Source organism: Paenirhizobium daejeonense, from assembly GCF_014280875.1.
Lineage (GTDB): Bacteria > Pseudomonadota > Alphaproteobacteria > Rhizobiales > Rhizobiaceae > Allorhizobium > Allorhizobium daejeonense.
This window is the reverse complement of record NZ_JACLAL010000015.1, coordinates 1-18,971: the sequence shown is the minus strand read 5'-3', so window position 1 is coordinate 18,971 and position 18,971 is coordinate 1. Positions and strand designations below refer to the sequence as shown.

Below are 18,971 nucleotides of genomic sequence, written 5' to 3'. Positions count from 1 at the left end.
AACATGACCTCGATAGATCCATCCGTACCTGACGAAGTGGTGCGCGAACGCGCGCATGTCTCCATCTGGTGGACCGGCCTTGTGGCCGGTGCCGCCTGGGCGGCGGTGGCGGCCCTCATCGAGCTTTGGCCCGAGATCATTCCGCAGCCCTACGGGCGGGAACTGGCCATCGTCTCGTTGCTGATCGCGCTTGTGCTTGTCGTCGTTGCGGCGACCGGCAAGCTCGGCGGCAAGGTTTCCGCCAGTATCCGCCATTACGGCCCATGGTTCGTGGCGGCCGCTCTGATTGTCGCCATCTGGGAAGTCGTCACGGCCAAGACCGGTCTCCTGCCGCTTCCCTTCTTCTCGTCGCCGCAGAGCATTCTCGAAGTCTTCCTCGATGACTGGCAGCGGCTCGGCATCAGCGTCTTCTATTCCGTGCTGCTGCTCGCCAAGGGTTATTTCTTCGGCGCGCTCGCCGGTTTCCTCACCGGGGTCACCATCGGCTGGTCACGTTCGGCGGCCTATTGGGTGCATCCGGTCCTGCGGCTGATCGGTCCGCTGCCGGCAACGGCATGGCTGCCGCTCGCCTTCTTCATCTTCCCGTCCAGCGGCTCGGCCAGCGTCTTTCTGATAGCGCTTGCGACGGCCTTCCCGGTGACCATTCTTACTTGGTCCGGTATCGCCAGCGTCAATCGCGATTATTACGACATCGCCCGAACGCTCGGCGCCAAACCGCTGTTTCTCATCCTGAAAGTGGCGATCCCGTCGGCTCTTCCGCATGTCTTCGTCGGTCTGTTCATGGGACTTGGTACCTCTTTCGCGGTTCTGGTCGTGGCCGAAATGCTGGGCGTCAAGGCCGGCCTCGGCTGGTATCTTCAGTGGGCGCAGGGCTGGGCGGCTTACGCCAACATGTATGCGGCGCTGCTGGTCATGGCGCTGATGTGCTCGACGCTGATCACCTTGCTCTTTCGTATCCGCGACTGGTCGCTCTCCTGGCAGAAAGGTCTCGTCCGATGGTAGCCCTTGCAACGCTTGAACCCGAAACGATTACAGGACAGCGGGTCGATATCCGCCACGTCTCCCACCAGTTCGAACTGGAAGGCCAACCGTTGCCGGTTCTCGAAGACGTGGATTTCTCCGTGGAGCCCGGCTCGTTCGTGGCGCTGCTCGGCCCTTCTGGCTGCGGAAAGTCGACGCTACTTCGCCTGCTGGCCGGTCTGGATCATCCGACGCGCGGTACGTTGAGCGTCGATGGTGAGACAATCGGCGATCCGGATCCCTCCCGCATCCTGGTGTTTCAGGATCCGACGCTGTTTCCCTGGCGCACCGTCTGGGACAATGTCGCGCTTGGCCTCGAGGCGCAGGGCATCCTGAAGAACTCCCGCCGCCGGGTGGACAACGCCATCGAGCTCGTCGGTCTGAAGGGGTTCGACAAGGCCTATCCGCACCAGCTTTCGGGTGGCATGTCCCAGCGTGTGGCGCTCGCCCGCGCGCTGGTCAACGAACCCCGGCTGCTGCTGCTGGACGAACCGCTCGGCAAGCTCGATTCGCTGACGCGGCTGACCATGCAGACGGAACTCGTCAGCCTCTGGCAGCGGGCGGGGCTGACCGCCTTCCTCGTCACCCATGACGTCGAAGAAGCACTGTTCCTGTCGCAGAGGGTGCTGGTGTTCGGGCCGCGGCCGGCCCGGGTGGTCGCCGATATTCGCGTCGATCTTCCCTATCCACGCCATCGCGGCGATCCGCGCCTTGCTGAACTAAGGCATCAGGCCCTCGGTCATCTCGGCCTCGCATCCACCTGGTAAAGAAAGCTTGCCCCAATGATCATCAAGAAAACGGCACCGTTCGGACTGATCGCGCTTCTGGCGTTGACAGGCGTCGCTCAGGCCCACGTCACGTTCGAAAACAAAGACGTGGCGCCTGGAACCACCGTCAAGTTCGTTCTCAGGCTGCCGCATGGCTGCTCCGGTGCGGCAACGACCGGGCTACGCATTTCCATTCCGGAAGAACTGACATCGGTGAAGCCGCAGCCGAAGCCCGGCTGGACGCTCGCAACCGCGATCGACGATGTGCACAAGGCTTCGGCCGAAGAGACCCATGCTCACGGGCAGGGCGCTCGCGTGAAGGAAATCTCGTGGACCGGCGGCAAGCTGGAAGACGCCCATTACGATGAGTTCGTATTCCGCGCGACCGTTAGCAAGACGGCTCAAACCCAGATCGTGGTGCCGGTCGTGCAGGAATGCGGAGCGGAGACCGATCGCTGGATCGAGCTTCCAGCAGCGGGTGTGTCGGCCGACGATCTGAAGCATCCGGCGCCGGTTGTTAAGGTCCGGCCCTGATCGTGCAAAACCTGATGAAATGGGCGGCGATGCTATGCGTCGCCGTCCTCATGGCGGTTTCGGTATCCTCTTCCGCTTTCGCGCATGCGAACCTGATCGCGTCCGATCCCGCCGACGGTTCCGTCCTCGCCGATGCCCCGGACAGGTTGAACCTGCGGTTTTCGGAACCCGTGCGCCCGCTGGTGGTACGTTTGACCCATCCCGACGGTCGCACCGAAGTGCTTCATGATATCGGCGACAAGGGCGACGCCATTTCGATTGCATTGCCAGCCGGATTGGAACGCGGAACCCATGTCCTTTCGTGGCGGGTAACCTCTTCCGATGGTCATCCGATTGGCGGCGGGCTGGTCTTTTCCGTGGGTGCGCCGAGTGCGGTCAGCGCTGCGGCGAGCGAAACCGATCTTTCCGTAAAAATCGGCCTGTGGGCCTCGCGAACCGCCTGGCTGTTGAGCCTCATCCTCGGTGTTGGCGGTGCGGTCTTCTCCGCGTCTGTCGTTCGCGCTTCTGACGCAAAGAGCCGGCTGCTCGATAGCGTTCTCATTTCCGCCGGACTGCTGGCAACGCCCTTGTTCATCGGCTTTCAGGGTCTCGATGCGCTGGGTGAGCCGGTATCGGCGCTGCTACGGACTGATGTCTGGGAGGCGGGGCTCTTCGCGACCAGCTTCGGGCGGGCCACCCTGATCGGCGCGACCGCGCTTGCCCTTGCCTGGGCATCCATGCAGTCGCCGACACCTAGTCGGATCGCTGGCCTGCTGGCATGGGCAGCCCTTGCCAGCGTCGGATTGGCGGCTGCTAGTGCCGGCCACGCCGCGACGGCCTCGCCCGTTGCGCTGACCCGACCGACCGTCTTCCTGCATGCGGTGGCGGCGACCTTGTGGATCGGCGCGCTCGTACCGTTGTGGAAGGCACTGAGAAATGAAGGCACGGCGGGGGGAGAGGTGCTTGCACGCTTTTCCCGTGCCATTCCCGTCGTCGTCGGCCTGCTGGTGCTTTCGGGCCTTATCTTGGGCGTCGTGCAGCTGCGCAGCGTCGGGGCTCTCTGGACGACGAATTACGGTCTGGTGTTCCTTGCCAAGCTGGCGCTTGTCCTGCTCCTTCTTCTGATTGCCGCGTTCAACCGCTACCGTCTCACGGGCAGTGTTCTTGCAGGCGACCTTTTCGCCACGGCAAGTCTGCGCCGGATCATCGTCGCGGAGATCGTGTTGGGCTGCCTCGTGATCGGTGTCATCGGCCTCTGGCGTTTCACGCCACCTCCGCGTGCCCTTCTTGCCGTGTCCGGTCCCGAGCAGACCATCGATCTTGCCAGGGACGGGCTGAGCGCGCGTCTCACTGTCCGCCCGGCCACTGTGGGTCCCGTGCTCATCGACATCGAAGACGTCAGGCTGAATGGCGAACCGCTCGATCCGCTCTCGATCGAAGTCGAGCTTGCAAAGCCTGCCTATGGTCTCGGGCCGTTCGAGCACCCGGCTGCCAAGACGCCGGAGGGGCGTTATCAGGCATCAGGTTTCGTGTTGCCGCTCGATGGCTTCTGGGTGGTGCGCGTGACGGTGCTTGTTTCGGATTTCGTCTCCATCACCCTCGTCGATGTCCTCGATATCGCGAGGCCTGCCGGTTAGGCGTCGTGGCTTCACGGGCCTTCGGATTAGGAATTCCTTTCTCTTCGAAACTGACAAATGGCAATATAATACCTATTCGGTAGATTTAGTATAAAATAGCATCACGACATATCCGGTGCATTGGGCACGTGGCCTCAGGAGGGCGATATGTCGACCAAACGTCAATTGAAGCTGGGTTTCATGCTGCATGGTGTCGGCATGGGTTGGGGGGACTGGCGTCACCCGGATGCAGACCCGACGGCCAGCACCAATTTTTCCTATTATCGGAAGCAGGCGCAACTTGCCGAAGCGGCCAAGTTCGATTTCCTCTTTGTCGCCGACAGCGTGTTCATCACGGAGAAATCGAGCCCGCATTATCTCAATCGCTTCGAGCCGCTGACGGTATTGTCGGCGTTGGCAGGTGCCACATCGCATATCGGCCTCGTGGCAACGCTGACCACCAGCTACAGCGAGCCTTTCAATGTTGCGCGCCAGTTTGCCTCACTCGACCACATCAGTGGCGGCCGCGCCGGCTGGAACGTCGTGACGTCATGGCTCGAGGGCAGCGCCGAAAATTACAGCAAGTCCAAACATCTGGCGCACGACACGCGTTACCGTCAGGCAGGCGAATATCTCGATGTCGTTCAGGGCCTGTGGGATTCCTGGGAAGACGACGCGCTGGTGCATGACAAGCAGAGCGGCCAGTTCTTCGATCCCGCCAAGCTGCATGCGCTCAATCACAAGGGTGAATTCTTCCAGGTAAAGGGGCCGCTCAATATCGCGCGCTCCCGTCAGGGGCAGCCGGTGATCTTCCAGGCCGGCGCATCGGAAGACGGCAAGAACTTCGCGGCCAGACGCTCCGACGCCATCTTCGTGCATCACGAAAACCTCGACGAGGCCAAGGCTTATTACAAGGACATCAAGGGCCGCGCCGCCGGTTTCGGGCGTAATCCCGATCACCTGTTCGTTCTGCCGGGCGTCCGTCCGGTCATCGGCTCCACCGAGGAGGAGGTCGAGCGCAAATACGCCGAATTCGCCAATCTCACCTCCATCGAAAACGCGCTGTCGATGCTCGGCAGACCGTTCAACGATTACGATTTCCTCCAGCACGATCTCGATGCGCCGTTCCCGGACGTTGCCGCCCACGGCGCCAACAGCAACCAGAGCACATCGGGCAAGATCATTGCTGCGGCCCGTGCCGAAAACCTGACATTGCGCCAGACGGCGCTGCGCTTTGCGACCCCGCGCACGGATTTCGTCGGCACGCCCGAAAAGGTCGCCGATGCCTTCCAGCGCTGGCTGGAAGAGCGCGGCTCGGATGGCTTCGTCGTCAATGTTTCCCTGCCGCGCGAGCTGGAAGTCTTCGCCGAGTCCGTCGTGCCGATCCTGCAGCAGCGCGGCATTTATCGCACCGAATACGAAGGCGAGACTTTCCGCTCCAATCTCGGAATTCCGGTTCCGCAGAACCGCCATGCGGTGGCTACCGCCGTCGAGGCCGCCGAATAACGGCCGTACCTCATTCCTTCCCATTCAGAGAGAGTCGAAACACCATGACCCTGATTTCCCGACGTCTGTTTTCATCGCTCCTTGGCGGCCTTGCCGTGCTTGGTATCACTGGTATCGCCGCTGCCCATGCGGCCGAAGACCTGAGCAAGGTCACGCTGCGCGTCGGCGACCAGACCGGCGCGACCCGCGCGAAACTGGAGGCTGCCGGCCTTTTGAATGACGTGCCCTACAAGATCGAATGGTCGGTCTTCCCGGCGGCAGTCAACCTGCACGAAGCGCTGAAGGCGGATGCGGTGGATATCGGCCAGGCTGCGGATTCTCCGACCGTCAGCGCCATCGCCGGCGGTTCCAAGATCAAGGTCGTCGCCAACTTCTCCAATGGCGGGCTCGGCAGCAGCATTCTCGTTCCGGCCGGCAGCCCGATCAAGAGCCTCGCCGATCTGAAGGGCAAGACGATCTCCCCGACCACCCGCGGCAGCGTGGCGCATTACCTGACGCTCGGTGCGCTGAAGAAGGCCGGTCTGACGGCCAATGACGTCAAGCTCGCCTTCCTGACGCCGGCCGATGCCAGCGCCGCCTTCCAGGCCGGCAGCATCGATGCATGGGGAACATGGGGCGTCTACAAGGCGCGCACCATCGGCACGCTGAACGCCACCGAACTGGTCGATGGGCAGGGCATCAACACCGGTAATTTCGTGGTGAGCGCCACCAACAACGCGCTGGCCGATAGCGGCAAGGTGGCGGCAATCGCCGATTTCGTTTCCCGCATCGATCGGGGCTATGATTGGTCGCGCAACAACAAGGATGCATACATTGCCTTCTATGCGGGCTTCGCCAAGCAGGACAAGGAGACGATCGAGAAGATCTACCCGGATGAAGCGGCCTACAAGCGCAAGCCGATCGACGATATCTTCGTCGCCTCGCTGCAAACCGTGTTTGAGACCTGGAAGGAAGCCGGCGTCCTGACTGGATCCCTCAATCTCGGTGACTACGTCTATCGCGACATTCCGATCAACTGATCCCGAGCGGAGTGTAGACCATGGCTTTCGCAACGATTGACCTGTCGCGCACGGAAAAGCTCCGGCAACAGGAACCGCAACCGGCCGCGAAAGCGGATGGCGCCGGTGTCGCATTGCAGAGGATCGAGCCGGTCTCGGCAGCCGGGCGGGGGATACCCCGCTGGCTGCGGCGGACCTCGGGGCCGGTGGCGCTGATCCTGCTGTGGCACATCGCATCGGTGACCGGCGTGCTGCCGGGCGAGGTTCTGGCCGGGCCGTCCACGGTGCTGTCCAGCGCGTCGCGGCTGATCGAGACCGGTGAGTTGCCGCAAGCCATGTGGGTTTCGCTCAGCCGGGCGCTGATCGGTCTTGCCATCGGCGGCACGGTGGGTGTTTCGCTCGCGGTGCTGTCCGGCCTGTTCCGCCTTGGCGAAGACCTGATCGACGCCACGATGCAGATGCTGCGCACCGTGCCGAACGTGGCGCTCATCCCGCTGCTGATCATCTGGTTCGGCATCGGCGAGGCGCCGAAGATCGCGCTGATTGCGCTCGGCACGGCCTTTCCGCTCTACCTCAATGTCTATGCCGGCATTCGCAATGTCGACCAGTCGCTGATCGAGGTCGGGCGGACGATCGGCCTTTCCCGCGCCCAGATGATCCTCAACGTCGTGCTGCCCGGAGCCCTGCCCAACGCTCTGGTGGGCCTGCGCTATTCGCTCGGCATTGCCTGGCTGGCGCTGGTGTTTGGCGAGCAGATCAATGCCACCGCCGGCATCGGCTATCTCATGGCCAATGCCCGCGAGTTCTTCCAGACCGATGTCATCGTCGTCTGCCTCGTCGTCTATGCGCTGCTGGGGCTCGCCGTCGATTTCACCGTCCGTACTCTTGAGAAGGTATTCCTGTCATGGCGACCGGCATTCAACGGGGCGTGAGCCCGGGGCATGTCCCATCCGCTGCCCGTTCGGCGGTTTCCGTCCGCAGCCTTTCCCGCCGCTTCGGCGCGCGCGATGTGCTGCAGGAACTCGATCTCGATATCGCGCCGGGAGAATTCGTGGCGCTGCTCGGGGCGAGTGGCTGCGGCAAGAGCACACTCCTGCGCATCCTCGCCGATCTAGACCGGGAGTTCACCGGCGATGTCGAGGTTCCCTTCCGCCGCGCCGTGGCCTTTCAGGCACCCCGCCTGCTGCCGTGGAAGAAGGTCTGGCGCAATGTGGTGCTCGGTCTGCCCGGCGGAGACCGCAAGAGGGCGGTCGATGCGCTCGAAGAGGTGGGTATCGGCCATCGCGCCGAGCAATGGCCGAAGGTGCTCTCCGGCGGTGAGGCGCAGCGGGCGTCGCTGGCCCGGGCGCTGGTGCGCGAACCGGATCTGCTGCTGCTTGACGAGCCCTTCGCGGCGCTCGATGCGCTGACCCGCATCAAGGCCCAGGAACTCGTCGGCGAACTCTGGCAACGCCATGGCTGCGCTGTCCTGCTTGTCACCCATGATGTCGAGGAGGCCGTGCTGCTTTCCGACCGCGTGCTGGTGATGAAGGACGGCATCATCGCCCATGACGAGGTGATCGATCTGCCACGCCCTCGCGATGTGGCAGATCCGGCATTCGCCAGAATTCGCGGACAGTTGCTCGACTGGCTGGGCGTCAGGCACGGCGCAGAGAGGACGATCTGAAATGAGCAGGAATACGAGCGAACACAGCATTCAGCTCGGTGCTGACGTGCTGATCATCGGCGGCGGTCTTGCCGGCACCTGGGCGGCAGTCGCGGCGCGTCGTGCCGGCGCGACCGTCATTCTGGCCGACAAGGGCTATTGCGGAACGAGCGGCGTGACGGCAACCGCCGGGCCGGGACATTGGTGGATCCCGCCGGATCCGCCGGAGGCGCGTGAGACTGCGATCCGCAAGCGCCAGATCGCCGGTTTCGGCCTCAACGATCCCCGGTGGATGGCGCGGGTTCTGGAAAAGACCTGGGAGACGCTGCCGACCCTGCATGGCTTCTATGATTTCTCCCGTGACGAGACCGGGGCGACGCGTTACCGCGAACTGCGCGGACCGGAATACATGCGCGCCCTGCGCAAGCTCATCGACAGTCTCGGTGTTACCGTGCTCGATCACTGTCCAGCGCTCGAACTGTTGCAGAGACCGGACGGATCCGTCTCCGGCGCCCGCGGCATCCGCCGGCAGCATGGTGGTGACTGGCAGGTCAATGCCGGGGCCGTAGTGCTGGCGACGGGGGGAACGTCCTTCCTCTCCGGCCTTCTCGGTTCGCACACCAATACCGGTGACGGCTATCTGATGGCCGCTGAGGCGGGCGCCGAGCTTTCCGGCATGGAGTTTACCAATTACTACACTGTGGCGCTTGCCGGCACGAACATGACGCGCTCCATGTCCTATGCCTTCGCTACCTACTATGACGAGGACGGCAATGTCATTCCGCTGCCGCCGGGGCCGGATACCAGCCGCCCGCTTGCTGCTGCGATGCTGAAGGGCAAGGTGTTCTGCGATCTTAGCCGCACGCCGGCCGATATCATCGCCAAGGTGCCGATCATCTCGCCCAATTTCCTCCTGCCATTCCATCGCCGGGGCATCGATCCGTATTGCCAGAAATTCGAGGTGACCATGCATGGCGAAGGCACAGTGCGCGGCATCGGCGGGCTTCGCGTCGTCACGCCGGATTGCGGCACATCGGTGCCGGGCCTTTATGCCGCCGGTGACGCTGCGACGCGCGAACTGGTGGCCGGCGCAATTTCCGGTGGCGGCAACATCAATTCGGCCTGGGCGCTTTCCTCCGGTCAGTGGGCCGGGGCCGGAGCGGCACAGTTTGCGGCCCGCCACAGCGCCCGGGATTCCGGTCGCCCGATCGGGCAGGTGGGTCTTCGTCCGCCTTCGACGCATGGCGTGGATCTTAAGGGCGCGCTCGGCCTGATACAGGACCAGACGCTTTCCTTCGACAGGAACATCTTCCGGACCGGGGATAAGCTGAAACGTTCGGCCGATGTGCTGGAGGATGTGTGGAAGGTGTTCCGCTCACATGCTGCAGGCGAAGATGGCAATGTGCTCAGGACCCGCGAGACCGCGGCCATGCTGGCGACGGCCCGGTGGTCGGTGCTGTCAGCGCTGGTGCGGGACGAAAGCCGCGGCATGCACCAGCGCGACGACAGGCCGGACAGCGATGCCCGCTTCAATCGACGCATTGTCGTCGGTGGTCTCGATACCCTTTACACCGCCACTGACGGCGATCAGCCGCTGGAGCTTGCATCATGATCGAGTTTATCGTCGAGGAACGTTGCGTCGCCTGCAACAAATGCGTCGAGATCTGTCCGACCAACGTGTTCGAACTGGTGGAGGGCGAGGCACCGCGCATCGCGCGGCAGGAGGATTGCGAGACCTGCTACATGTGCGAGCTCTATTGCACACATGACGCCATCTATGTCGGCCCGAACTGGGAGCAGCCGGAGCCGGTGGACCGGCAGGCGATCATCGCCTCCGGTCTTCTCGGCGAGTTCCGTCGTCATCACGGATGGGATGAATGGGCCGGCGATCCGCGATACACCAATGAGCACTGGCAAATGGAAAGCGTCTTCCTCCGCGCCCGCGCCGCGGCCGACCATCCGCGGCCTTGAGAGCGCTCACATCAATCTCGGCCTGATCTGCTCTGTTGAGAACCTAAAGTTTCCGGTGATCACGAGATCACCGGAAATGCTTTATCTTTTTGCTTTTGCCGCATTGTCCGACGGTGAAGCGCTCGCGCTTCGGCTGGAAACTCCAGGAGCGCTACGTGGCGCAAAAAAAGTAACCGGAACGGGGTTCAGACCTCAGCAAGCTCTCAAGGCGTCACGGATCCGAGTGCGAGTTTGCAGGCGTCCGCTTGAGGGACTTACCAGTCCCCAGCGAGCAGTTCGCCGATCGGATGAACAGTTCCTTTTGCGCCAAACGTCCATGCGGCATCCAGCAGCGTCTGCGCCCGCGCATCGCCGAGAACCGGGACGGTGAGGCTAAGGTATTTTTCCGACAGGCCGACGTCACTGACCGGGTTTTCCGGGTGCCCAAGGATGACGTTGGTGTCAGCGCGCAACGTCGCGCCATTCCTCAGATGCACGATCACGTGGGCTGATGCGGGCGATTGTCCGTCGACGGGCTGGAGACGAACCTTGCCGTTCAGTTCGGCGACGTGCGCGTCTGCGAATACAGCATCGGAGAAATCGGTCCACACCAGCCGATAGCCGCTCAACGCCATCGCTACACAGAAGGAGACGCTGAACTTGGCTTCGAGCGGGCTACGTGGGGAGAGCTTGCCAGCCGTGACCAGCGCGCCTGGATGCACTTGCGCCTCGATGGTTTCGACCTCGGCAAGATCGAACTGCCCGGCGAGTTGGTGGGCCGCCTGGGCCGAAGCGTGGGTAGCACGGCAACTGGCGAGGAGTTTGTAGCCGTTGCGCAGCAGTTCGAAGCGTTCCTCGAAGTCAAGCGGCGGCACCTCGACGTTTTTGTCCTGGATAAAGGCGTCGAGCCAGCCGTTCTCCAATTCGAAGAGATGGGATGCGCCGATATGGCCGGCCGCGGCCAGATCGGCGGCCAGAATACCGTCCATTGCGGCCTTGCCGGCGTGAAACGGCTTGCCGTGGGTGCCGAAGGAGCCGACGAGCCCGCCGGCCGTCGTTGCGGCGTTGCCGAGCGCGTTGGTGATTTTTCCGGCGTCCAAGTGATAGAGCGCGCAGGCGACGGCCGCAGCCCCCATGCGTCCAACGACCGAGGTGGGGTGAAAACCCTTGCGTTGCAGCTTCCGTCCGACGCCGGGAACGCCACCACCGCCCAGGCGGGCCATCACCTCGAAACCCGTAATGAACGCACCGAGTGTGAGCTGATCGTCAGCACCATTTTCCTGCGCCACGGCAAACGCCGTCGACCAGCAGGGACCGCCGGGATGGCCGGCGCCGAGATAGTGCACGTCGTCAAAGTCCATAGCATGCGTTGCGGTCGCGTTGATCAGCGCTGCTATGGCCGGCGTCGTCGTGCCGCCGAGAACGATACGCGCCCGACCGGATGCCTGCCAGCGATCCGCGAGATAGCGCACCGGCTTCACGGTCTCATCGAAGGCGGCGGCCACGGTGACGCCGAGATAATCCACCAGCGCCCGCCGGGCTTCGTGGACGACTTCAGCGGGATAATCCCGTCCCGCCGCTTCGGCGATATAGTCTGCAAGGGCGCGGCCACGTTCGTTGCGGGCGATTTCGGTCACGGGGCATTCCTTTCCAAGGGACGGCATCACGGATAGAGGGCATTCCAGATGATCTGGGCACTGAGCAGCGTCATGACGATGCGGAAGCTGAAGCGGAAGGTGCTTTCCGGCAGCTGGTCGAGCAGCCGGGAGCCCACCCATGTTCCGAAGACGCCGCTTGCGATCATGGCCGCCAGAAGGGGTGCCCATTGGGCATAGGCGAAACCGAGCAGACCGAAAGCGAGGATCTTCAAACCGTGCTGAAGCACCATGCAGGTTGCGTGTGTGGCGATAAGCGGCTGTTTCGTCAGGCCGCGGGCAGAAAGCAGTGCAGCGACCAGTGGCCCCGTTGCACCGACGATCATCGTGCCGATGGAGGTGATGATGCCGCCGCCGACGAGATAGGCTATGCCTGTTCCCGCAGGTTTCGGCTTGCGCCCATGCACCGACCACAGGATGAAGAAAGCGAGTGCAATCTTGGCGGCGGTATCGGGCAGGGCTGTGGCGACCGGCCCGCCGATCGCGATACCGACCAGGCTGCCGGCGAAGAACCAGCCCGTCAGTTCCCAGTGAACGAACCTGTGCTGGATGACCGTGCGCCCGAAATTGGAACCGAGCTGCACGATGCCATGCACCGGCAGCAGGCTTGTCACCGGCAGGCCTGTACCCATGATCGCAAGCATTGCAACGCCACCTCCCAGCCCCAGCGCCGCGGTCAGCGCCGAGGTGAAAAAGCTTGCAAGCACGAGCACGGTGGCGAAGAGCGGTGTTGTCTCGGAGGGAAGCCAGTCGAACATGGTCATAGACTGTCATGCCCGCTGCTTATCGGATGCAAAGACGCGATCATGTGAAGTCGTCGGCCTCTAGTCGCGCGAGCAGAGCACGAACTTCATCAGGAGAAAGGGCGCGTGTCGCACAATCGAGGAACTTTTCCCGGATCGCTGCATCGGGGAGCGGATGATCGTAGGTAGAGCCCAGGGCGGCCTCGATGAAGGTCTCCAGCCGGCGGCCATCAACTGTCTCGATGAGAACAGATGCGCCGCTCGGATTGTCGCTGTCATATCGAGAAAGCGTGACACGGGGCATCAGCGCACGTGTTGCCGGGTCCTCGAAGCGGCTGACGCTTTCGAAATCCTCCATTGTCACAGCGCCGGATACCAGTGCCCGGGCAAGCGTGTAGTTCGTCGAGAACTTGGCGGCGAGCGGTGTTTCCGGTTCGGGAACATTGATATGCGGAAAGCGGATGGGATGGACCCCGATGGTCACGCTTGCGATGTCCTGCGCTTCAAGACGGTGTTCAGCGCGGAGCGCCAGTACGCCATCGAGCGGCGGTGCGAGCGCGTAGCAGCAAGGGAAACGCTTCTGCTTGATGCCCTTCGCCCGGTCGAGAATCCGCAGCTCGCCATCCCACGGTTCAGTCAGGAATTCCGGAGCATAGGTTTGCGGATCGCCGTTGAAGACAGCGAAAAAACCATGGTGATGTTCGAAGGCTTTCGCACCGGCGGTGAAGCCGTTTCTTGCGAGCGCGACCGCGGTCAGCGCGTTGCGATTGGCGTGGCCGACAATGAGTGGCTTCGTCATGCTGCCGAAATTCGACTTGATGCCCGAAGAAAACGAGGTTGCGATGGAAAGCGCCGTCGCGGTTTGCTCCTCGTCAAGCGAAAGGAGGACGGAGGCGGCGGCCACCGCGCCGAAGATGCCGACGGTGGTCGTCGGATGCCATCCATGCGTATATTGCTGTCGGCTTACCGTGTTGCCGAGGCGCGCCGCGGCCTCGAAGCCGGTGACAAAGGCCTTCAAGACTGGCTCGCCGTTGATCCCGTGCTCGTCCGCTACTGCCAGGATCGTCGGAAGAATGGCGACGGAAACGTGACCGTGCAGGTGAGAGTTGGAGTCGTCATAGTCAAGCATATGCGCCGCCGTGCCGTTGAGCAGCGCGGCATCTGCACTATTCAGTCGCAGGTCCGTACCAAAGACGCGTGCTGAACCGGAAGCAGCAGTCGGCAACACCACGGAGCGAAGTATCTCGCTGGCTTCATGACGGCTGCCGGCCAGGGTCACGCCCAGCGTATCGATGATCGCGAGACGCGCGCGATCACGGGCTTCGTCGGGCATGTCACGCTGGAAGCTGTTCAGGATGTTGCGGGCGAAGGCCCGGGAAACGGTGTCGGTCGGCATGGGGTATCCTGCGGAATTGCCTGTGGGGGCAAGAGGCGATAATGCCCCTTGCGGGAAATCGGAGACATGGGCTGACCGGCGCGAGACGGAGGGCGCCGGGATCACGATTGAAGCGTGAGAACGTGGAGCGCCTTTTGATCCAACCGGATCAAAATGGCGCTGCCGAAGCCAGTAAGGCAGCGCTTATTGGCTGATCGAGCCGAGCAGTTCGCGGTAACGCTTGTCCTCGCTGTCCAGATAGGCGGCGGTTTCGGTACTGGTCAGCGTATGGGCGACAAGCAGTTCCTTGTCCAGCATTGCCTTCCACTGAGGGGTGGCGGTGATGGCGGCGATTGCCTTGTCCCAGTAGGCGATCTCTTCCCGTTTGAGGTTCGGCGGCGCAACGACCATGCGCCATGCCGATACGACGATATCATGGCCGAGTTCGCGCCAAGTCGGCACCTCTGCCAGCAGACCGCCGGAACGCTCGGCGCTGGCGGCTGCGATGTAACGCAACTCACCGGATTCGACGAACGGGTTAAGGGCGAAGGGTGTGGTGACGACCACGTCGATGTGGCCGCCAATGGTGGCCGTGACGCCTTCGGTCGACGAGTTGAAGCTGACGGCCTTGACCTTCTTGATGTCGAGGCCAAGCTGCTTTGCCAGCAGAAGTACGCTGATATGGTTGGTGGTGCCGATACCGGTGGAGATCGAGAAAGAAACGGAGGCTGGGTCCTTCTTGAGGCGCTCGACGAGGTCTTCAGCATTCTTGATGTCCGACTTCGCGCCGACCGCGAACACCATCTGCTCGTCAAAGAGCGTACCGATCGGGGTGAACTGCTTGTAGGAGATTGGGCTGCGGCCGAGGATGTTGTTGGAGAGCATCACCCCGCCGACGACCTGCAGGATATTTGCCTCGCCGGCATGTTCCAGAGTGTAGGCAAGCGCTACGGCATGACCACCGCCGGGCTTGTTGGAAACGAAGCTGCCTGCCGGCAGGAAGCCACCATCCTTGAGGAAACGCTCGACGTCTCGGGCGGTGCGGTCGTTCGCCCCGCCGGGGCCGACGCCGACCACAACTTCCACCGGCTTTTCCGGCTTCCAGGTGGACTGTGCCGAGAGCATGCGGGGCATGGCGGCGGTGCCGGCGGCGGCAATCGCGGCCATCAGCGAGGTCCGGCGCGTCATCATCATGCGTTTTTCGATCATCGGCATTTACTCCCTTTGTTTTCAATAAGATACGGGGTTGTGTCTGCCGCTACGCAGGCGAGCTGCGAGGGCGGCAATGTGCTGTCGCCTGCTCCACGCCAGAGGCAGGAAGAACATGGCGAGTGCGAGCGTGATGAAGGTCACAGAAAGTGGGCTCGAAAGAAAAATTGCCGGATCGCCCCCCGAAATAGTCATCGACTGACGGAAGGACTGTTCGAGGCTCTTGCCCAGCACCACCGCCAGCACCATCGGTGCGAGCGGCACGCCGAGCTTGCGGAAGATGTAGCCGACGACACCGAAGCCGAGTGCAAGAGCAAGATCGAGCGTGCTTCCGTCGATCGAGAAGATGCCGATCGTTGCGATCGTCAGGATCAGCGGCAGAAGGATGCCAGTCGGAATGTAGAGAAGCCGCACGAAGATGAAGATCAGAGGCAGGTTGAGGATAAACAGCATCACGTTGCCGAGATACATGCTGTCGATCAGCCCCCAGACCACGTCGGGATTACGGGTCATCATCAGCGGTCCGGGTTGCAGGCCGTACATGACGAAAGCGCCAAGCAGTACCGCGGTGGTGCCGCCGCTGGGCAGGCCGAGGGTCAGCAGCGGCACCATGGCGCCGCCGGCCGCGGCATTGTTGGCTGCTTCAGGCCCTGCCACGCCTTCGATCATGCCGGTTCCGAACTTGTCCTTTTCCTTGTGGAGCGCGCGTTCAAGACCATAGGAGAGAATGGTTGAAATGGTCGCGCCGGGACCGGGCAGGACTCCCTTGGCAAAGCCGATCAGCGTGCCTCGAATGATGGGCAGGATCGAGCGGCGCCATTCCTCGCGCGTCAGCCATAATCGCCCGCGAATGCGCAGGACCGGTGCTGCGCCACGCACATGATCCTCGAATGTGCTCAGCACTTCGGAGACCGCGAACATGCCGACTGCGATCACAAGAAAGCTGACGCCGTCCTGTAGCTGCGCAATGCCGCCGGTAAAGCGCGGCGAACCGCTTTGCAGGTCTATCCCGACAGTTGCGATCATCAGCCCGAGGACCATGGAGAACAGGCCGCGTGTCACCGACTTCCCGGTCAGGCTGGAGACGGCTGCCATCGAAAACAGCATGAGGCTGAAATATTCGATCGGGCCAAAGCGCAATCCGAAGCGGGCAAGGGGGACCGCGAGCAGGCTGAGGGCGAGAACGCTGAAGGTGCCGGCAACGAAGGAGCCGATCGCGGAGACCGCCAGCGCTGCGCCGGCGCGACCGTTACGCGCCATCTGGTAGCCGTCCAGCGTCGTCATCACGGAAGAGGATTCGCCCGGCGTGTTGATGAGGATCGAGGTTGTCGAGCCGCCATACATCGCACCGTAATACATCGCCGAAATCATGATCAGGGCGCCGGTCGGCTCCATGCCGAAGGTGATGGGCAGGAGCAGCGCGATACCGGCCGATGGGCCAAGACCCGGCAGAACGCCGACAATCGTGCCCAGAATGCTGCCTGCGAGGATGAAGAGCAGGTTTTGCAGCTCGAATGCCGTCGCGAAGCCGGCCAGCATGTGTTCGAAATTGGTCATGGGGCGTCCGATCAGAAAAACAGGATGCCGCTTGGGAGCGGTACGCCGAACAGCCCGGCAAAGAGGAAGTAGCTTCCGGCAGCAAACGCGACAGAGGCGGTCGCGCCGGCAATGCGGCTGCCGCGATGGAAGGCAAGGATCAGCCCCAGCAGGAATATCGCGGTCGCGATGAGATATCCGACGGTGATGAAGACCGCGAAGTAGAGCGCGGTCCAGGAGACAACGATGACGGTGACGCGAAAATCGCGATCTCGGAAATAGTCGGCGAGTCGCGCCATCTCGGCTCGAAAGCCGCGTTGTTTCAGGCCCTCGATTACGAGTGCGATTCCGACCAGTACCATGGCGCCGGCGAGAAGGCCCGGAAGAAGGCGCGGGCCGAGCGGATCGCCGAAACCGAGGATCGGTATCTGCAGGATGCCAATGGTGTAGAGGCCGGCAATCACGAAGGCGGACAGGCCCAGCGACAGATTGATCATCGTGCATCTCCGCCGGTGGGAAGAGCCTGGACGGCATGCCCGACCAGCATGTCCGCGACTTGCCGGGCGGTTTCCGCCGGTCTTGCGTCAGGTCTCAGTACGGATGCGGCGAGCGCGCCCTCGTAGAGCAGCAGCAGTTGCTCCGCGAGTTGGTCACGTTCGTGGAAGCCGTCGAGGATCTCGCGAAACAGCTTTTCGAGGAACAGCTTGTGTGCCCGGCCCGTGGCCCGAATGGGGTCCGATCCTGGGTTTTCCGCCACGGCGACAAGAAAGGAGCAGCCCCGGAAGACGTTGCTGCCGGTCTTGGTGACGAGGTTGGAGAATATTGCGGATACGGCATCGCGCGGGGTCTTGCCCGTGGTCAACAGCGACAGATCCCGCTGCACCGTTGTGTTCCGGTGTTCGAGATAGGCGACGACCAACGCCTCCTTGCCCTCGAAATGACGATAGAGGGTGGCGCGCGTGACCTTCAGTTCGCGAACGATGTCGTCAACGCCCAAACGATACGTGCCATGCCGGTAAAACAGATCGGCTACGGCGTGGATAAGGCGTTCACGCATGGAAAGCGGCGTTTCTGCATTCGTTGCGGCGGTCATGGGACACCAGAGAGAAAGAATGATCTTTCTCTCTATTCTGCATATTTCCTACCTATTAAATAGAAAATATGTTCTTTTGATTGGTCGCCGCTGAGAACGTTTTTTTATGACAGCGCTGCCTTGGTGGTACGACCAGGTTGTAGATGGAGAAAATCGACGCGGGAGCGAAGACAGTAGGATGGTGAAGGATCATCCGGTCATGGATTATTTTGTGATGGCAGCCCCGCGATTGCGGCAGGCGGAAATGGTCGTCCACATTGCGCAGATGGCGCGTATCTTTCGCCCAGCCGATGAAGCGTCGATAGCTGCCGAACAGACCCGCCTGCCGGATGCTGTCAACCGTGTGGCCGGCACTGGAGGCCGGGTCGCTCGACGTAAAGCGCGTCCACCGGGCAATAGAGCTCGCACATGAAACAGGTTTGACTGGCCTGCTGCCGGTTTTTCGGACACCGAGTTAGGCTAATCCGACCTTGTTTTCACATTCCATCGGGCTGAGGTAGCCCGGTGTCGAATGCCGACGCTTCGGATTGTAGAAGCGCTGGATGTAGTCGAACACGTCCGCCTTTGCATCGTCCCTGGTCAGGTAGCCTTTGCGAGCTGTCCTTTCCGTTTTGAGTGATGAGAAGAAGCTTTCCATCGCAGCATTGTCCCAGACGTTGCCTGACCGGCTCATCGAGCAGGTGATGCCGTGATCGGTCATGAGACGCTGGAACTGCTCGCTGGTGTATTGGCTCCCCTGATCCGAATGGTGGAGAAGCGCATCCGGCTTGCCTCTGCGCCAGATCGCCATGATCAGCGCATCTGTAACGAGCTGGGCCGTCATGTTGGCATTCATCGACCAGCCGACGACACGGCGCGAGAACAGGTCGATTACGGCAGCCACATAGAGCCAACCCTCAGCCGTCCATAGATAGGTAAAATCGGCCACCCACTTCTGGTTCGGCCTTCCCGCCGAGAACTGACGGTCCAGAACATTCGGCATGATGACCGGGCGCTCACCGTCGTCTTTCGGCAAACCCCGCCTTCTCGGTCTTGCTCTCAATGCGTTGTCGCGCATGAGACGCTCGACGCGATGCAGCCCACAGGAAAAGCCTTCTGCGAGAAGATCATGCCAGACACGCCGCGCGCCGTAGGTGCGGTCGCTGTCCTTAAAGCTGTCCTTGATCTTGTCGAGCAGAGCCTCGTCATACCGGGCATGCTGGCTCGGTGACCGATGTAACCAGGCATGAAAGCCGGAACGCGATACACCCAGCGCTTCACAGAGCCATGCCACCCTCTGCCCGGCAGTCGTTGCAAAGCAACGACGAAAGGGGCCAGATCGAGCGGTGCTTTGCAATAAACGCGA

The 18,971-nt window shown here is 62.2% G+C and carries 17 protein-coding genes and 1 pseudogene; 10 read left to right on the top strand and 8 right to left on the bottom strand.

From position 1 onward, the window contains the following. The first annotated feature begins 3 nt into the window (after positions 1 to 3). The 10 genes from H4I99_RS23595 to H4I99_RS23550 all read left to right on the top strand — a co-directional run bounded on the left by H4I99_RS23595 (position 4) and on the right by H4I99_RS23550 (position 10,036). Positions 4 to 1,002, top strand: a complete 999-nt coding sequence (locus H4I99_RS23595) for an ABC transporter permease (protein ID WP_163897377.1) — start codon at positions 4 to 6, stop codon at positions 1,000 to 1,002. Next, positions 996 to 1,787 (top strand): ABC transporter ATP-binding protein, encoded by a 792-nt coding sequence (locus H4I99_RS23590; protein WP_163897378.1) that lies wholly within the window; start codon positions 996 to 998, stop codon positions 1,785 to 1,787. The genes H4I99_RS23595 and H4I99_RS23590 overlap by 7 nt, the downstream gene beginning before the upstream one ends. A 15-nt stretch (positions 1,788 to 1,802) precedes the next feature. Beyond that, entirely contained in the window at positions 1,803 to 2,321 is a 519-nt protein-coding gene (locus H4I99_RS23585; RefSeq protein ID WP_163897379.1) for a YcnI family copper-binding membrane protein, read from the top strand. A 14-nt stretch (positions 2,322 to 2,335) separates the two neighbouring features. Next, positions 2,336 to 3,937: a copper resistance protein CopC gene (locus tag H4I99_RS23580; RefSeq protein ID WP_163897380.1), complete on the top strand. Its 1,602-nt coding sequence runs from the start codon at positions 2,336 to 2,338 to the stop codon at positions 3,935 to 3,937. Between the two features lie 147 nt (positions 3,938 to 4,084). Continuing rightward, positions 4,085 to 5,422, top strand: a complete 1,338-nt coding sequence (locus H4I99_RS23575) for an LLM class flavin-dependent oxidoreductase (protein ID WP_163897381.1) — start codon at positions 4,085 to 4,087, stop codon at positions 5,420 to 5,422. A 44-nt stretch (positions 5,423 to 5,466) separates the two neighbouring features. Further along, positions 5,467 to 6,441: an ABC transporter substrate-binding protein gene (locus tag H4I99_RS23570; RefSeq protein WP_163897382.1), complete on the top strand. Its 975-nt coding sequence runs from the start codon at positions 5,467 to 5,469 to the stop codon at positions 6,439 to 6,441. Between the two features lie 20 nt (positions 6,442 to 6,461). After that, the gene (locus H4I99_RS23565) at positions 6,462 to 7,352 is read left to right on the top strand and encodes an ABC transporter permease subunit (RefSeq protein ID WP_163897384.1); all 891 of its coding nucleotides are present in this window, start codon (positions 6,462 to 6,464) and stop codon (positions 7,350 to 7,352) included. Beyond that, positions 7,325 to 8,086, top strand: a complete 762-nt coding sequence (locus H4I99_RS23560) for an ABC transporter ATP-binding protein (protein ID WP_163897385.1) — start codon at positions 7,325 to 7,327, stop codon at positions 8,084 to 8,086. The genes H4I99_RS23565 and H4I99_RS23560 overlap by 28 nt, the downstream gene beginning before the upstream one ends. A gap of 1 nt (position 8,087) precedes the next feature. Beyond that, a complete protein-coding gene (locus H4I99_RS23555) occupies positions 8,088 to 9,677 on the top strand; it encodes an FAD-binding protein (RefSeq protein WP_163897387.1) in 1,590 nt (529 codons plus the stop codon). Further along, complete coding sequence (locus H4I99_RS23550; RefSeq protein ID WP_163897389.1) at positions 9,674 to 10,036, top strand: 4Fe-4S binding protein; 363 nt, start codon at positions 9,674 to 9,676, stop codon at positions 10,034 to 10,036. Before H4I99_RS23555 ends, H4I99_RS23550 begins: the two co-directional genes overlap by 4 nt. Before the next feature lie 254 nt (positions 10,037 to 10,290). Here H4I99_RS23550 and H4I99_RS23545 read toward each other — a convergent pair whose 3' ends face one another. The 8 genes and pseudogenes from H4I99_RS23545 to H4I99_RS23510 all read right to left on the bottom strand — a co-directional run. After that, the gene (locus tag H4I99_RS23545) at positions 10,291 to 11,652 is read right to left on the bottom strand and encodes an MmgE/PrpD family protein (protein WP_206110918.1); all 1,362 of its coding nucleotides are present in this window, start codon (positions 11,650 to 11,652) and stop codon (positions 10,291 to 10,293) included. 26 nt (positions 11,653 to 11,678) lie between these two features. After that, the gene (locus H4I99_RS23540; RefSeq protein WP_163897391.1) at positions 11,679 to 12,434 is read right to left on the bottom strand and encodes a sulfite exporter TauE/SafE family protein; all 756 of its coding nucleotides are present in this window, start codon (positions 12,432 to 12,434) and stop codon (positions 11,679 to 11,681) included. A gap of 40 nt (positions 12,435 to 12,474) precedes the next feature. Then, a complete protein-coding gene (locus H4I99_RS23535; protein ID WP_163897393.1) occupies positions 12,475 to 13,809 on the bottom strand; it encodes an MmgE/PrpD family protein in 1,335 nt (444 codons plus the stop codon). Between the two features lie 183 nt (positions 13,810 to 13,992). Next, positions 13,993 to 14,997 carry a tripartite tricarboxylate transporter substrate binding protein gene (locus tag H4I99_RS23530; protein WP_163897395.1) on the bottom strand — a complete coding sequence of 335 codons (1,005 nt, stop codon included), beginning with the start codon at positions 14,995 to 14,997 and terminating at the stop codon, positions 13,993 to 13,995. Positions 14,998 to 15,018: 21 nt separating this feature from the next. Next, positions 15,019 to 16,554: a tripartite tricarboxylate transporter permease gene (locus tag H4I99_RS23525; RefSeq protein ID WP_163897397.1), complete on the bottom strand. Its 1,536-nt coding sequence runs from the start codon at positions 16,552 to 16,554 to the stop codon at positions 15,019 to 15,021. A gap of 11 nt (positions 16,555 to 16,565) precedes the next feature. After that, complete coding sequence (locus H4I99_RS23520; RefSeq protein WP_163897400.1) at positions 16,566 to 17,030, bottom strand: tripartite tricarboxylate transporter TctB family protein; 465 nt, start codon at positions 17,028 to 17,030, stop codon at positions 16,566 to 16,568. Further along, positions 17,027 to 17,590, bottom strand: a complete 564-nt coding sequence (locus tag H4I99_RS23515) for a TetR/AcrR family transcriptional regulator (RefSeq protein WP_244625277.1) — start codon at positions 17,588 to 17,590, stop codon at positions 17,027 to 17,029. The genes H4I99_RS23520 and H4I99_RS23515 overlap by 4 nt, the downstream gene beginning before the upstream one ends. A 490-nt stretch (positions 17,591 to 18,080) precedes the next feature. After that, a pseudogene (locus H4I99_RS23510) lies at positions 18,081 to 18,971 on the bottom strand (IS3 family transposase); the annotation flags it as partial.

Bases quoted from the DNA above. Each gene is read 5' to 3' on its own strand.
- H4I99_RS23595 (WP_163897377.1), top strand. From the start codon at position 4: ATGACCTCGATAGATCCATCCGTACCTGACGAAGTGGTGCGCGAACGC.
- H4I99_RS23590 (WP_163897378.1), top strand. From the start codon at position 996: ATGGTAGCCCTTGCAACGCTTGAACCCGAAACGATTACAGGACAGCGG.
- H4I99_RS23585 (WP_163897379.1), top strand. From the start codon at position 1,803: ATGATCATCAAGAAAACGGCACCGTTCGGACTGATCGCGCTTCTGGCG.
- H4I99_RS23580 (WP_163897380.1), top strand. From the start codon at position 2,336: ATGAAATGGGCGGCGATGCTATGCGTCGCCGTCCTCATGGCGGTTTCG.
- H4I99_RS23575 (WP_163897381.1), top strand. From the start codon at position 4,085: ATGTCGACCAAACGTCAATTGAAGCTGGGTTTCATGCTGCATGGTGTC.
- H4I99_RS23570 (WP_163897382.1), top strand. From the start codon at position 5,467: ATGACCCTGATTTCCCGACGTCTGTTTTCATCGCTCCTTGGCGGCCTT.
- H4I99_RS23565 (WP_163897384.1), top strand. From the start codon at position 6,462: ATGGCTTTCGCAACGATTGACCTGTCGCGCACGGAAAAGCTCCGGCAA.
- H4I99_RS23560 (WP_163897385.1), top strand. From the start codon at position 7,325: ATGGCGACCGGCATTCAACGGGGCGTGAGCCCGGGGCATGTCCCATCC.
- H4I99_RS23555 (WP_163897387.1), top strand. From the start codon at position 8,088: ATGAGCAGGAATACGAGCGAACACAGCATTCAGCTCGGTGCTGACGTG.
- H4I99_RS23550 (WP_163897389.1), top strand. From the start codon at position 9,674: ATGATCGAGTTTATCGTCGAGGAACGTTGCGTCGCCTGCAACAAATGC.
- H4I99_RS23540 (WP_163897391.1), bottom strand. From the start codon at position 12,434: ATGACCATGTTCGACTGGCTTCCCTCCGAGACAACACCGCTCTTCGCC.
- H4I99_RS23535 (WP_163897393.1), bottom strand. From the start codon at position 13,809: ATGCCGACCGACACCGTTTCCCGGGCCTTCGCCCGCAACATCCTGAAC.
- H4I99_RS23530 (WP_163897395.1), bottom strand. From the start codon at position 14,997: ATGATCGAAAAACGCATGATGATGACGCGCCGGACCTCGCTGATGGCC.
- H4I99_RS23525 (WP_163897397.1), bottom strand. From the start codon at position 16,554: ATGACCAATTTCGAACACATGCTGGCCGGCTTCGCGACGGCATTCGAG.
- H4I99_RS23520 (WP_163897400.1), bottom strand. From the start codon at position 17,030: ATGATCAATCTGTCGCTGGGCCTGTCCGCCTTCGTGATTGCCGGCCTC.
- H4I99_RS23515 (WP_244625277.1), bottom strand. From the start codon at position 17,590: ATGCGTGAACGCCTTATCCACGCCGTAGCCGATCTGTTTTACCGGCAT.